At 65.0% G+C, this 12,361-nt stretch carries 13 protein-coding genes and 1 tRNA gene; 3 read left to right on the top strand and 11 right to left on the bottom strand.

The features are described from left to right. Positions 1–52: 52 nt before the first annotated feature. The 3 genes from DDT93_RS19010 to DDT93_RS19020 all read right to left on the bottom strand — a co-directional run bounded on the left by DDT93_RS19010 (position 53) and on the right by DDT93_RS19020 (position 3,059). Entirely contained in the window at positions 53–2,257 is a 2,205-nt protein-coding gene (locus DDT93_RS19010; RefSeq protein ID WP_109467455.1) for an NADP-dependent isocitrate dehydrogenase, read from the bottom strand. A 176-nt stretch (positions 2,258–2,433) separates the two neighbouring features. Further along, positions 2,434–2,510 (bottom strand) — tRNA-His (locus DDT93_RS19015). Positions 2,511–2,576: 66 nt separating this feature from the next. Then, complete coding sequence (locus tag DDT93_RS19020; RefSeq protein ID WP_109467456.1) at positions 2,577–3,059, bottom strand: GNAT family N-acetyltransferase; 483 nt, start codon at positions 3,057–3,059, stop codon at positions 2,577–2,579. Positions 3,060–3,139: 80 nt separating this feature from the next. Between DDT93_RS19020 and DDT93_RS19025 the strand changes: the two genes are divergently transcribed. Further along, positions 3,140–3,328, top strand: a complete 189-nt coding sequence (locus tag DDT93_RS19025) for a DUF6324 family protein (protein ID WP_109467457.1) — start codon at positions 3,140–3,142, stop codon at positions 3,326–3,328. Here the strand turns inward: DDT93_RS19025 and DDT93_RS19030 are convergent. Beyond that, complete coding sequence (locus tag DDT93_RS19030; protein WP_109467458.1) at positions 3,318–3,767, bottom strand: MmcB family DNA repair protein; 450 nt, start codon at positions 3,765–3,767, stop codon at positions 3,318–3,320. The genes DDT93_RS19025 and DDT93_RS19030 overlap by 11 nt on opposite strands. Positions 3,768–4,121: 354 nt before the next feature. Next, positions 4,122–4,433 carry a hypothetical protein gene (locus DDT93_RS19035; RefSeq protein ID WP_109467459.1) on the bottom strand — a complete coding sequence of 104 codons (312 nt, stop codon included), beginning with the start codon at positions 4,431–4,433 and terminating at the stop codon, positions 4,122–4,124. Between the two features lie 271 nt (positions 4,434–4,704). Here DDT93_RS19035 and DDT93_RS19040 point away from each other — a divergent pair, with 271 nt between their 5' ends. Together DDT93_RS19040 and DDT93_RS19045 are read left to right on the top strand one after the other, a co-directional pair. Beyond that, positions 4,705–5,247 (top strand): sigma-70 family RNA polymerase sigma factor, encoded by a 543-nt coding sequence (locus tag DDT93_RS19040; RefSeq protein ID WP_109467460.1) that lies wholly within the window; start codon positions 4,705–4,707, stop codon positions 5,245–5,247. After that, the gene (locus tag DDT93_RS19045) at positions 5,244–5,921 is read left to right on the top strand and encodes an anti-sigma factor (protein ID WP_109467461.1); all 678 of its coding nucleotides are present in this window, start codon (positions 5,244–5,246) and stop codon (positions 5,919–5,921) included. The genes DDT93_RS19040 and DDT93_RS19045 overlap by 4 nt, the downstream gene beginning before the upstream one ends. Before the next feature lie 70 nt (positions 5,922–5,991). Here DDT93_RS19045 and nusB read toward each other — a convergent pair whose 3' ends face one another. The 6 genes from nusB to dctP form a co-directional block, all read right to left on the bottom strand. Beyond that, positions 5,992–6,471, bottom strand: a complete 480-nt coding sequence (gene nusB, locus DDT93_RS19050) for a transcription antitermination factor NusB (protein WP_109467462.1) — start codon at positions 6,469–6,471, stop codon at positions 5,992–5,994. Continuing rightward, positions 6,468–7,019: a 6,7-dimethyl-8-ribityllumazine synthase gene (locus DDT93_RS19055; protein ID WP_109467463.1), complete on the bottom strand. Its 552-nt coding sequence runs from the start codon at positions 7,017–7,019 to the stop codon at positions 6,468–6,470. Before DDT93_RS19055 ends, nusB begins: the two co-directional genes overlap by 4 nt. Before the next feature lie 2 nt (positions 7,020–7,021). Then, positions 7,022–8,143 carry a 3,4-dihydroxy-2-butanone-4-phosphate synthase gene (gene ribB, locus DDT93_RS19060; RefSeq protein ID WP_109467464.1) on the bottom strand — a complete coding sequence of 374 codons (1,122 nt, stop codon included), beginning with the start codon at positions 8,141–8,143 and terminating at the stop codon, positions 7,022–7,024. 213 nt (positions 8,144–8,356) lie between these two features. Next, on the bottom strand, positions 8,357–9,712 hold the full coding sequence (locus DDT93_RS19065; RefSeq protein ID WP_109467465.1) for a TRAP transporter large permease: 1,356 nt from the start codon (positions 9,710–9,712) through the stop codon (positions 8,357–8,359). A gap of 2 nt (positions 9,713–9,714) precedes the next feature. After that, positions 9,715–11,028, bottom strand: a complete 1,314-nt coding sequence (locus tag DDT93_RS19070) for a TRAP transporter small permease subunit (RefSeq protein WP_109467466.1) — start codon at positions 11,026–11,028, stop codon at positions 9,715–9,717. 84 nt (positions 11,029–11,112) lie between these two features. Continuing rightward, positions 11,113–12,213, bottom strand: coding sequence for a TRAP transporter substrate-binding protein DctP (dctP, locus tag DDT93_RS19075; RefSeq protein WP_109467467.1), 1,101 nt, complete (start codon positions 12,211–12,213; stop codon positions 11,113–11,115). Between the last annotated feature and the right edge of the window lie 148 nt (positions 12,214–12,361).

Genomic DNA, 12,361 nt, shown 5'->3' on the forward strand with positions numbered 1-12,361 from the left:
GCCATTTCCATCATTTCTCAAGCTTGGCCAAAGCCCGTCACGGGCGCCGGTGTCAGCCGATGATCGCGTTCAGCGTGGCCGAGGGGCGCATCACGCCAGCGGTCTTGTCCGCGTCGGTGTGATAGTAGCCGCCAAGATCGGCGGGCTTGCCCTGAACCGCGGCCAGTTCACCGATGATCGCGGCCTCGCCTTCGGCCAGGCCCTTGGCGATGGGCGCGAAATGCGCGGCAAGATCGGCATCGTCGGATTGCGCCGCCAGAGCTTCGGCCCAGTAGCGGGCGAACCAGTAATGGCTGTCGCGGTTGTCCGGCTCACCCACCTTGCGCGAGGGGCTGCGGTCGTGGTCGAGGATGCCCTGCGTGGCGGCATCCACCGCCTTGCCCAGCACCCGCGCCTTCTCGTTGCCCTTGGCATCGGCCAGGAACTTCAGGCTCTCGCCGAGCGCACAGAACTCGCCGAGCGAGTCCCAGCGCAGGTGGTTCTCTTCCACCAACTGCTGGACGTGCTTGGGAGCGGAACCGCCCGCGCCGGTCTCGAACAGGCCGCCGCCGTTCATCAGCTTCACGATCGACAGCATCTTGGCCGACGTGGCCAGTTCGAGGATCGGGAACAGGTCGGTCAGGTAGTCGCGCAGCACGTTGCCGGTGATGGCGATGGAGTTCTCACCCTTGGTGATGGTCTCCAGCGTCTGCGTGGTCGCCTTGGCCGGGGACATGATCTGGAACTTGTCCGCCACGCCCTTGGCCTCGAGGATCGGCGTCACGTACTTGATCAGTTCGGCATCGTGGGCGCGGTTCTCGTCCAGCCAGAAGATGGCTTCGCAGCCTTCGGCCTTCTGGCGTTCGATGGCCAGGTTCACCCAGTCCTCGATCGGCGCCTTGCGGGCCGAAGCCGAGCGCCAGATGTCGCCCGCTTCGACGGCGTGCGAATGCAGCACGGTGCCGTCGTCAAGGATCATCTTGACCGTACCGGCCACCGGGATCTCGAAGGTGGTCGGGTGCGAGCCGTATTCCTCGGCCTTCTGCGCCATCAGGCCGATGTTCTGAACGGTGCCGGCGGTGGCCGGGTTCAGCTTGCCGTTGGCTTTGAAGAACTTGACCGTCTCGTCATAGACCGGGGCATAGGAGTTGTCGGGGATGACGCAGACGCAGTCATGCTCCTTGTTGTCCGGGCCCCAGCCCTTGCCGCCGGCGCGGATCAGCGCGGGCATCGAGGCGTCGATGATGACGTCGGAGGGCACGTGCAGGTTGGTGATGCCCTTGTCGGAGTTCACCATGTACATCGGCGGACGCGCGGCGGTCACCTCGTCGATGGCGGCCATGATCTCGGCATCGTCCTTGACGCGGGCCAGCAGGTCGCCGAGGCCCGAGTTCGGGTTGACGCCCAAAGCGGTCATCTTGTCACCGAACTTGTCGAAGACCGGCGCCAGCCATGCCTTGACCGCGTGGCCAAAGATGATCGGGTCCGAGACCTTCATCATGGTGGCCTTCATGTGCAGCGAGAACAGCACGCCTTCGGCCTTGGTCTTCTCGATTTCCGCGGCAAGGAAGGCATCCAGCGCCTTGGCCGACATGAAGGTCGCGTCGACAACGGTGCCTGCCGGGTAGGACACACCCTCTTTCAGGACGGTCTCGCCGTCGGCGGTTTCCAGAACGATCTTGGCGCTCGCGGCCTTGGCCAGCGTCGCCGAAACCTCGTTCGAGCAGAAGTCGTCGCCCGACATGGCGGCCACGCGGGTCTTGCTGTCGGCAGTCCACTCGCCCATGCGGTGCGGGTTTGCCTTGGCGTAGTTCTTGACGGCCACGGCGGCGCGGCGGTCGGAGTTGCCCTCGCGCAGGACCGGGTTCACGGCCGAACCCTTGATCGCGTCATACTTGGCGCGGGCGGCCTTTTCCTCGTCGGTCGAGGGCTCTTCGGGGTAGTCCGGCAGCGCGTAGCCCTGCGACTGGAGTTCCTTGATCGCGGCGACCAGCTGCGGGACCGAGGCCGAGATGTTCGGCAGCTTGATCACGTTGGCCTCGGGCGTCTTCACCAGTTCACCCAGCTCGGCCAGGTCGTCGGTGATGCGCTGCGCTTCGGTCAGCTTGTCCGGGAAGGCCGAGATGATGCGCCCGGCGAGCGAAATGTCCTTGGTGCCCACCGAAACCCCGGCCGCGGCGGCAAAGGTCCGGATGATCGGCAGAAGCGAGGCGGAGGCCAGCTCCGGCGCTTCGTCCACCTTGGTATACACGATATCGGGAGTGTTCGGTTCAGCCATAGTTTCCTAGCCTTTTCTTGATCCGCGCAACGCTTACCCGATGCGTCGGGCAAGGTCTACTCACCGCGTGGGACAAGCCGCATTAACCTACGGACACGCGGAAAACGCCCGGAAACAGGCAGGCGCAACGCCCTGCAAGGCGGGAATACTTCGCGATGTCATGGGGGAAAACCGGATGGTACCGCCTCCCTGGCTTGAACAGGGGACCTCTGGATCCACAATCCAGCGCTCTAACCAACTGAGCTAAGGCGGCACTGGGGGGCGATTTAGCCAAGGCGGGATCCGATTGCAAGGCCAAGTTGCCGGAAATCGCTACCGCTCAGAGCGAAATCCGCCAGTGCTGTTCGACAAGGTCCACCCCGAAGGAGCGGACCGGCTTGCTGTCTTCCAGTGTCCAGCCGAAGGCGCGGTAAAGCGCACAGGCCGCGCGGTGGCTCTCGTGGGTCCACAGGACCATCTCGGAATAGCCCTTCGAGCGCGCGTATTCCATGCAGGTGGTCAGCAGTCGTTTTCCCAAACCCTTGCCGCGCGCCTCCGGCGTCAGCAGGAACAGCCGCAGCTTGGCCGTGGCCTCCCCCGCCGAAACGCAGAAGATCGAGCCGAGTCGCTGACCGTTCTCCTCGGCGATCCAGCCGGTTTCGCGCGCGGAGTCGTGATCGGCGTTGAAGGCGACGAGGATCTCGCGGACCAGTTCCCCGAAACTTTCGTCGAATCCCTCGTCCCGGGCGTAGAGCTGCCCGTGCTGTTCGACCAGCCAGTCGGTGTCATCGGAGGTGAAGGGGCGCAGGATCAGATCGGTCATGCGGCATCAAACGCCAAACCCCGCTTGATTCTCAACCCGGCGCGATATAGCAGAGGCCCCTATCTTCCCGGAGAGACACGATGGGCATCAACACCGAACGCGACATGGAAGCGAACCTGCAGATCGGCCCGACCGACAAGGGCATGGTGCGCCTGTTCATCGAGGCGCATGGGCTCGAAGTGCCGATGGATTTCGATCCGGACGAGGCAGAGGAGATCGCCGAAGAGATCCTCGCCGCCGCCAAGGCCGCACGTTCGATCAAACGATAAAGCCGGGATCGCGCAGCGCGTGCAGCCGCCGCGCCGCGTGGGTCGCGAACTTCTGAACCATCACCTTGCGACGCGCCGGGGCCAGTTTGGTCTCGGGCGCCATGCGGATGATCTCGGCATCATAGGCGTCGGCGATGATCAGCCCGGTGCCCTCGGGCAGCAGGTCGGTCGGAAAATCCTGATCCACCGCCCAGAAGTAGCGGTCACACCATTCCAGGTAGCCCTGCCACTTGGCGTCCGACTGAAAGTCCGCGCGGCAGGACTTGCACTCCACCACCCAGATCTCGCCCTTTGGTCCCAGCCCCATCACATCGACCCTGAGGCCGCGCGCCGGGACCAGTTCCTCGACCGAGACAAAGCCGTGGCCATGCAGCAGCCGCGCGACCCCGCGCGCGAGGAGCTGTCCCGGCCTGACATCTGGAAGCAAAAGCTCGTTCATGGGCTCACCATGAACAATCCATGAACATTTTTCAAGAGGCACCTGCCCGGGCGGCCTTGGAAGGCAGACGCGGGAAATCTTTTCCGGCGATCCCCCTCCCCCCTTGCTGCAGGGCAGAACTGCGCCTATCTCTTGCCGAGGCGGGTTCTGCCCTTCTTGTGGACGGTTACATTCCGGTGGCCTTAAGCAAATCCGAGGGAGCTGGCTCTGTCCGGACCCTGGTCCGGTTACCTGGCGCCCACCTGTATTAACAGGTCCTCGGGAATAAAACACCGCACGGTTGACTGGTGGTTCTCGCCGCAACGAAAAAGCCGCCCCTCGGGGCGGCTTTTCTCATCGTGCGGTCCGTGTCGCTCAGAACGGGCGCTTGGTCTTCTCGGCGCGAACCCTGACCGGCACGAGGTCCGGCGTGACACGCAGACCGCCACGCGGAGTGCGCGGTTCCTTTTCCGCCATCGACATCACGGCCCAGGCGAACTGTACGCCGGCAAAGACGATGCCGTTAACGAACCAGATCATGCCCAGTGCCAGCAGCCCGGCGTCCGAACCGAAGATCAGGCCGCGCAGCCCGGATACGTCGAAACCCAGAAGCAGGCCGACGAAGATCGCGGCGACGACAAAGCCGATCGCAACATTGCGGATATACATTTTGACGAGTTCTGGCATCGCGTTCTCCTCCAAGCAGGCTACAGGATCACAATACATCTCAAAGATAGACCGATCCGCAGGAGTTTAAAGACTCCATGACAGCCGCGCGGCGAAATGACGTCCCGGCGCGGCCACACGCAGGCACGAAACGCCCAAAACTTGGGCAACCATCTCGGGAAAGAGGCTGGATTTTCCGCGACTTCCCCCTAATCTCAAGGACAAGAGCGCGGTGCCCATGCCTCATGGCAGGCCGGGACCGCCTCGCCGCGAGGGGGAACAGGCGTCGGTCATGGCAACACGGGAAGACCTCGAACAGTGGCTGGCACGGGTCGCAATGGGTGACCGGGCGGCCTTTTCCTCCCTCTACGATGCCACCTCGGCGAAACTCTTCGGTGTGTGCCTGCGTATCTTGAAGAACAGGGCCGGCGCGGAGGACGCGCTGCAGGAGACCTTCATGAAGGTCTGGCGCTTTGCCGGCAGTTACACCGCAAACGGGGTGAGTCCGATGACGTGGCTGATCACCATCGCCCGCAATACTGCCGTCGATCGGCTGCGCCGGCACCGCGACACGCAGGATGTCGCCCCACTGGCCGATCGCCTGAGCGACCCCGCGCCCTCGCCCGAAGCCTCGGCGATCGCCCGGTCCGAAGCCGCGCGCATCGCGGAGTGCCTCGACGAACTCGAAACCGACCGCGCCCGCGCGGTCCGGGGCGCCTACCTCGACGGGCTCAGCTACAATGATCTCTCGCGGGCGCTGAACGTGCCGCTCAACACCATCCGCACCTGGCTCCGCCGCTCGCTGATCTCGCTTCGGGAGTGCATGAGCCGATGACGGAGATGACCGGCGAAGACAGGACCCCGCGCGCCGCCGAATACGTTCTGCGCCTGCTCACCCCGCAAGAGCAGACGGCCTTCGAGGCCGAGATGCAAACCGATCCAGAGCTACAATCCGACGTGGCCGACTGGGTCGATCACTTTGCCGGGCTGAACGACGGCTTTGCCCCGGCCAAGCCCCGCGCCGCGCTCAAGGCGCAGCTGATGGCGCGCCTGTTCGGTGCTCCTCCGCCGGTGCCGCTGTGGCGCCGCGTGTGGCTCTGGCAGGGCGTCAGCCTCGCGGCCATCGCCCTTGCCGCCTTCCTCGCCGTCGAACTGCTTCGGCCCGCGGCCCCCGAGGGCCCCGGCTACGTGGCCGAGATCGCGGCCGAGGACAACAGCCTGCGGCTGCTCGCGGTCTATGACCCCGCCAGCGGGCAGCTTCACGTCACCCGCACCGTCGGCGCCGCGCCTGCCGGGCGTGTGCTCGAACTCTGGGCCATTCAGGGCGATGCCGCCCCCGCCTCGCTGGGCGTGCTGCCAGACGAAGGAACCGCGCGCCTGCCGCTCCCGGCCGCCTATCACGCGGCCGAGGGGCTGGTGCTCGCCATCAGCGACGAACCGCCCGGCGGCTCGCCGACCGGCGCCCCGACGGGCTCGGTGCTGGCAACAGGCGCGCCGCACGGCCTCTAACGGCCTGCGGCGACGATACATGATTGGTTGACTGGGGGTGGCCCTGCCCCAACCGGGGACGGGCCAGAGGTCAGAACGCCTCGGGCTTCGCCTCGCGTGCCATGTGATCCAGCACGGCGTTGACGAACTTCGGCTCCTTGCCTTCCGGGAAGAAGGCGCGCGCGATATCGACGAACTCGGTGATCACCACCTTCGGGGGCGCCTCGCCCTCGATCAGTTCGGCCCCGGCCGCACGAAACAGGCCGCGCAGGGTCGGGTCGATCCGGGCGATCGGCCACTTGGCGACCAGCGCGCGGTCGGTCATCTGGTCAATCCGGGCCTGATAGTTCACCGCATCCTCGACCAGCTTGCGGAACAGGTCCACATCGCCTTCGAGCATCTCTTCGCCCTCGTAGACAGCGCCAAAGCGGTGGTCCAGAAATTCCTGGATCACCAGGCGCGTGCTCTGGCCTGACTGCTCCATCTGGAACAGGGCCTGCACCGCGTAAAGCCGCGCGGCCGATCTCATCTTGCGCTTCTGGTTGCCCGAGAGGGGTGTATCGGTGGTCATGCGGTGTGGGTTCCGGTGTCGTCGCCTGCAATGCGGTAGCTGTCCGAAGACGGCTTGAAGCCGATCTTCTTGGACTGGCCGCCCCACTTACGGCTGAGTGCGAGCAGATGCAAGGCCGCAGCGGCGGCGCCGCCCCCCTTGTTCTGCCCCTTGGCCTCGGCGCGAACCTCGGCCTGCGTGCGGTTTTCGACCGTCAGGATGCCGTTGCCGATGCAGAGCCCCTGAAGCCCCATCAGCTGCAGGGCGCGGCTCGAGTCGTTGCAGACGGTGTCGTAATGCGTGGTCTCGCCCCGGATCACGCAGCCAAGCGCGACGTAGCCGTCAAAGTTCGACATGCGGTCGGCGATGGCGATGGCGGTCGGCACCTCCAGCGCGCCCGGCACCTCGACGAGGTCCCATGTGCCGCCCACCGCCTCGATCTCGGCCTTGGCACCGGCGACCAGCTGGTCGGCGATGTCCTTGTAGTAGGGTGCGACGACGATCAGGATCTTGACCGGCTTGCCGAACTCGGGGCGCGGCAGGGTGTAGTGGGTTTCGCTTCCGGCCATGATCAGCCCTCCGACAAAATGGGGCGCGTGCCCGCGATGGTCAGCCCGTAGGCATCCAGCCCGAGATAGCGGGTTTCGGGGTAATCGGTCAGCAGGGTCAGCTCGTGGATGCCCAGATTGGCGAGGATCTGCGCGCCAAGCCCGGTCTGCTTGATGGTCCGCACGCCTTCCTCGTCATGGGCATAAAGCTCCTTGCGCGGCTGGCGGAACAGGCAGACCACGCCGCGCCCTTCGGCGGCGATGATCTCCATCGCGCGCGGCAGTTCGCGCGCCGGGCGCGACCCGATGCCCAGAATGTCCGAGGCTTCGTGCATCGCGTGGGTCCGGGTCAGCACCGGCTCGGGCGTGGTGATGTCGCCCTTGATCATCACCACATGCTCGATGTTGTGGATCTGATCTGTGAAGATGCGCAGCTCCCACTCGCCGCCGAATTCCGACTGGACCTTCTCGCGCGAGGTCTCGATGACGAGGTTGTCGTTCCGGCTCCGGTACGAGATCAGGTCCGAGATGGTGCCGATCAGCAGCCCGTGCTTCTTGGCGAAGTCCACCAGATCCGGCAGGCGCGCCATGGTGCCGTCCTCGCGCATGATCTCGCAGATCACGCCCGCGGGGTTCAGCCCGGCCAGCCGCGCGATGTCGACGGCGGCCTCGGTATGGCCCGCACGCACCAGCACCCCGCCCCGCCGCGCGCGCAGCGGAAAGATGTGCCCCGGCGTCGCCAGCGAGGCCATGGTGTTCTGTTCGTTGATCGCGGTCTTGATGGTATGCGCCCGGTCGGCGGCCGAAATCCCGGTGCTGACACCTTCGCGCGCCTCGATGGAGACGGTGAAGGGCGTTTCGTGCCGCGAGGAGTTGTTCACGGCCATCATCGGCAGACCCAGACGGTCGACCCGCTCGGCGGTCATCGGCAGGCAGATCAGCCCGCGCCCGTGGGTCGCCATGAAGTTGATCGCGGCAGAGTCGGCGAACTCGGCGGCGATCACCAGGTCGCCTTCGTTCTCGCGGTCCTCATGATCGACGAGGATGAACATGCGCCCCTTGCGCGCTTCCTCGATGATGTCCTCGATCGGGCTGATCGCGTCGTGCAGCTCGGCCTCCACCGGCCCGGGGGTTTCAAAGCTCATGGGCAGCCTTTCAAATGAGCGGTTGCGCCGCAAATAGACCACGCCCGCCCCAATTGCCAGAGCGCTTGGGGGCGGAACGCGGCGTTCCCGGCAGCGCGGCGGCTGTGCGGGATCGCACAGGCCACCGCTCTCCCCCGGAACCCTGCCCCGGAATGCGGCAAGGCGCCCCGCCGGAACGGGACGCCCCACCTCCTGCCTCAACCGTGTTCGGCCTCAGCCGTAGACCAGCCTGGGCAACCAGGTGATAATCTGCGGGAACACCATGCACAGCACGAGCCCCACGATCTGCAGCGCCAGGAACGGCAGCGCCGACTTGAAGATATCCGACATCGGGATCTCGGCCGGAGCGACGCCGCGCAGGTAGAAGAGCGCGTAGCCGAAGGGCGGCGAGAGAAAGCTCATCTGCATGTTCACGAGGTAGAGCACCCCGAACCACAGCACGAGATCCTCGGGGCTGGAGAGGCCGAAGGAGGCCGCACCCAGCGCCTTGATGATCGGCACGAAGATCGGCACGCAGAGCAGCAGGATGCCGACCCAGTCCAGGAACATGCCCAGGATCACCAGCAGGATCTGCATGAGGATCAGGATGCCCCAGGGCCCGAGCCCGGTGGCCGCCAGTGCGTCCTGCACGAACTGCTGCCCGCCCTCCAGCACGTAGAGACCGACAAAGATCGTGGCCCCGAACATGATCCAGATGACCATCGCGCTGGCCTTGAGCGTCGTCGTGCAGGCCTCGCGCACCGTCGGCCAGTTCAGCTTGCGGTGGATCGCCGCCACGATGAAGGCGCCGAAGGTGCCGATACCTGCCGCCTCCACCGGGGTCGCGACCCCGGAGAAGATCACACCCAGCACCACGACCACCAGCACGATGGGCGCGGCCATCCGGCTGATCAGCTGCAGCTTCTCACGGTTCGACACCCGCTCTTCCACAGGGATCGCAGGCCCGAGCGCCGGGTTGATGTAGCTGCGGATGGTCACGTAGAGGATGTACATCCCCGACAGCAGCAACCCGGGGATCACCGCGCCGATGAACAGCTCGCCCACCGACTGCTCGGCCACCACCGCATAGATGATGGCGAGGATCGACGGCGGGATCAGGATGCCCAGCGTCCCGCCCGCCATGATGGACCCCATGGCGATCTGCGGATCGTATCCGCGCTTGAGCATGGCGGGCAGCGCGATGATCCCCATCGTCACCACCGCCGCGCCGATCACGCCGACCATGGCCGCAAGGATCGTCGAGGCGATGATGGTGGCGGCGGCAAGCCCCCCTTTCACCCCGCCCAGCACCTTGTAGATCACGTCGAACATGTCGTTGATGATCCCCGCCCTCTCGAGCATGGCCGCCATGAAGATGAACAGCGGGATCGCCGAGAGCTGGTAGTTCGTCATCAGCGGAAAGATACGCCCCGGCACGATGTTGAGCGCGCGCGCATCCCCCAGCACGAAGAGAAACACGCAGGCCAGACCGCCGGTGACGAAGGCGAGCGGAAGCCCCGCCATCAGCAACACCAGCAGCGAGCCGAACATGATGAGTGTGAGCCACTCGATTCCGATTTCGATGCCCATTCTCAGTTCCCCCGCGCGATTTCACGCACGTCTTTCGACAGTTTCGAAATGCCCTGCAAAATCAGCAGGACCGCGCCGATGACCATCACCCATTTCATGGGCCACAGCGGCACTTCCCATTCGTTGAAGCTGATCTCGCCCCAGCGGATGTTCGGATCGGTCCACTGGTTCAGCCCCAGCCCGCCGATCATCTCGCCGAACCCGATCTGCCCCCGCGCCCAGTCCGACACGATGGAGTTGCCCGAGGGCACCGCGATGGCGTCCATGGCGAAGATCCACGAGGTGACCAGCAGCGTTCCGGCAAAGATGAAGAAGAAGACCGAGGTCAGCAGATCGACCCACGCCTTGCGCGGCTTCGACAGCGGGGCATAGAAGATATCGACCCGCACGTGGCTCTCGGTCAGCATCGCATAGGCGCCCGCGATCAGGTATTGCATCCCGAACATCAGGTACATGCCCTCGTGCGCCCAGTTGGTCGGCGAGTTGAAGACATAGCGCGCGATGACCTCGTAGTAGTAGACGAAGACCGCGATCACCGCCCAGTAGGATACGAACTCACCGCAGAACAGCGAGAGCCGGTCGATCCAGTTCTCGGCATAGTCGCTGTCTTGCTTCAGCCCTTCTTCCTTCTCGGCGGCCGCCAGCGCCGCCTCGGCCTCCGAGACTTCCTCGGTCAGGGGCAGCGCCGCGTTGGCGCGCCGCACCAACCCGGGGATCAGCACGAAGTCCAGCGCCACCAGCGCAAGGATCAGGTAGAAGGCATAGCCCCCCGCCTGCCGCCAGAAGTTGCGCGAGGCCGCGGCCTCGTCGCGCCGCGGGGCGATTTCGGCCACGGCAGTGCGCGCCTCGGTCAGCCGCGCTTCACCCTTGCTGATGGTGTCCTGCGCCCGTTGCAGACGCCGCTCGGCACTCTTCTGGCCAAAGCTGCCCTCCTCGGCCTCGTCATAGGCCTTCTGAAGGTCGGCAAGCCCCGCCTGCGCCTCCTGCACCCGGCTCTCCTCGCGCGTCAGCGTGCGCTCGGCCACCCGCATCTGGTTGGCATAGTCCGACAGCACGGTGCGCGCGTCATGCGCCTGGTTGTTGGCATAGAGGATGAACAGGAAGATCGGGATGTAGACCAGCCCGAGCAAGCTCTTCAGGTAGAAGCGATGCAGCCCGATGATGCCGCCTGCGATGGCGATCATGTAGGCCAGCGGCAGCGAATAGCGTCGTTCCTTTGGCTGCGGGCGCCGCGACAGGATCATCGCGACGATGGGAAAGACGATCAGCCCCACCCAGTAGAGCCAATGCGGCAGCGTAAAGCTGAGACCCGGCATTGCGGTCCTCGTATCTTGGTATTTCGGGAAACCGCCCGACACCGCGAAGGTGTCGGGCGGAGGACGTTTGTCGGCGTCCGGAGATCAGAGCTTGAGCTCGAGCCCCTCGGTCAGCGCCGGGTCCACGTAGCCGAGCGAGCCGGACATCATGTAGTCGAGCTGGATCTTGAACACCCGCGCCGCGTTCGGATCGCGGTTGGCGTAGTCGAACCAGATCGGCACGGCGACCTCGGTCATCAGGTCCACGTCGTCCTGGCTGAGGCGGGTAACCTCGGTGCCATCCGCCGCGAACTTGCCCCAGGCCTCCTGGTCCGCCTTCTGGATCGCCGCATAGTGCATGTCGGAGTAGACATGCGTCTCCATTTCCATGAACTGCTTCATCTGCGGCGAGAGCTTGTCCCACGCGGCCTGACCCACGGTGATGTCCATGATATCGACCGGCTGGTACAGCGACATGAAGCCCGGAGGGCCCATGACGATGTAGTTGGTCACCTGGCTGAAGCCGAGCGCGTAGTTCACCGCCGGGCCCACGTAGTCGGCCACGTCGATGGTGCCCTTCTCCAGCGCCGGGAAGATCTCGGACCCCGGCAGAACCGTGGTTTCGGCCCCGACAGCGTTGAAGACTTCGGCCACCATGCCACCCGGCAGACGCATCTTGCGGCCGGCAAAGTCGTCGATCGAGCGGATCGGCACCTTGGAGTGGATGATGTTCGCGTCATGGTGCACCGGGCCGATGAAATGCATGCCCTGCGCCGCATAAAGCTCGCGCGCGATGTCGATCCCGCCAAGCCCGTAGTAGAACGTGTCGAATTCCGACGGCTGACGCAGACCCAGGGGGATCGAGGTCAGGAAGGTTGCGGCGGGGATGATGCCCTGCGCATAGATGGTAAACGGGTTCACCGCCTCCAGCACGCCGTTCTTCACCGCGTCGAACAGCTGGAAATCCCCCACGACGTCATTGGCGCCAAAGGGCGTAAAGGCCAGTTCGCCGCCGGTCTTCTCGACAATCGTGGCGCACCAGTCCTTGAAGATCTGCAGCCCCGCGCCGCCCGGCCAGCTGGTCTGGATCTTCCAGGTCGTGGTCTGTCCCTGTGCGGTTGCAATCGCGGGCGCTGCGAGTGTCGCGGCACCGGCTCCTGCGAATGCGCGCAGGGCACCACGCCGGGTGGTGTTCTTGTCAGTCATGATTTTCCTCCCATCGTTAGACCGGGGCGCCGCGCTCTCCTCCCGCAGCTTTCCCGGTCCCACGCAGGTTAGCGCGAGTTTATTAAATTGGTAAGATAATTTTGCCGATATCTGCGATATCCCGGTAAATGGCTGGAATGGCTGACCA

It is taken from the genome of Albibacillus kandeliae, assembly GCF_003116585.1.
GTDB lineage: Bacteria > Pseudomonadota > Alphaproteobacteria > Rhodobacterales > Rhodobacteraceae > Albibacillus > Albibacillus kandeliae.

Excerpts from the sequence above, each read along its gene's own strand:
- ribB (WP_109467464.1), bottom strand. The coding sequence starts at position 8,143 with ATGAGCTTTGAAACCCCCGGGCCGGTGGAGGCCGAGCTGCACGACGCG.
- dctP (WP_109467467.1), bottom strand. The coding sequence starts at position 12,213 with ATGACTGACAAGAACACCACCCGGCGTGGTGCCCTGCGCGCATTCGCA.
- DDT93_RS19035 (WP_109467459.1), bottom strand. The coding sequence starts at position 4,433 with ATGCCAGAACTCGTCAAAATGTATATCCGCAATGTTGCGATCGGCTTT.
- DDT93_RS19040 (WP_109467460.1), top strand. The coding sequence starts at position 4,705 with ATGGCAACACGGGAAGACCTCGAACAGTGGCTGGCACGGGTCGCAATG.
- DDT93_RS19030 (WP_109467458.1), bottom strand. The coding sequence starts at position 3,767 with ATGAACGAGCTTTTGCTTCCAGATGTCAGGCCGGGACAGCTCCTCGCG.
- DDT93_RS19025 (WP_109467457.1), top strand. The coding sequence starts at position 3,140 with ATGGGCATCAACACCGAACGCGACATGGAAGCGAACCTGCAGATCGGC.
- DDT93_RS19045 (WP_109467461.1), top strand. The coding sequence starts at position 5,244 with ATGACGGAGATGACCGGCGAAGACAGGACCCCGCGCGCCGCCGAATAC.
- nusB (WP_109467462.1), bottom strand. The coding sequence starts at position 6,471 with ATGACCACCGATACACCCCTCTCGGGCAACCAGAAGCGCAAGATGAGA.
- DDT93_RS19070 (WP_109467466.1), bottom strand. The coding sequence starts at position 11,028 with ATGCCGGGTCTCAGCTTTACGCTGCCGCATTGGCTCTACTGGGTGGGG.
- DDT93_RS19020 (WP_109467456.1), bottom strand. The coding sequence starts at position 3,059 with ATGACCGATCTGATCCTGCGCCCCTTCACCTCCGATGACACCGACTGG.
- DDT93_RS19010 (WP_109467455.1), bottom strand. The coding sequence starts at position 2,257 with ATGGCTGAACCGAACACTCCCGATATCGTGTATACCAAGGTGGACGAA.
- DDT93_RS19065 (WP_109467465.1), bottom strand. The coding sequence starts at position 9,712 with ATGGGCATCGAAATCGGAATCGAGTGGCTCACACTCATCATGTTCGGC.
- DDT93_RS19055 (WP_109467463.1), bottom strand. The coding sequence starts at position 7,019 with ATGGCCGGAAGCGAAACCCACTACACCCTGCCGCGCCCCGAGTTCGGC.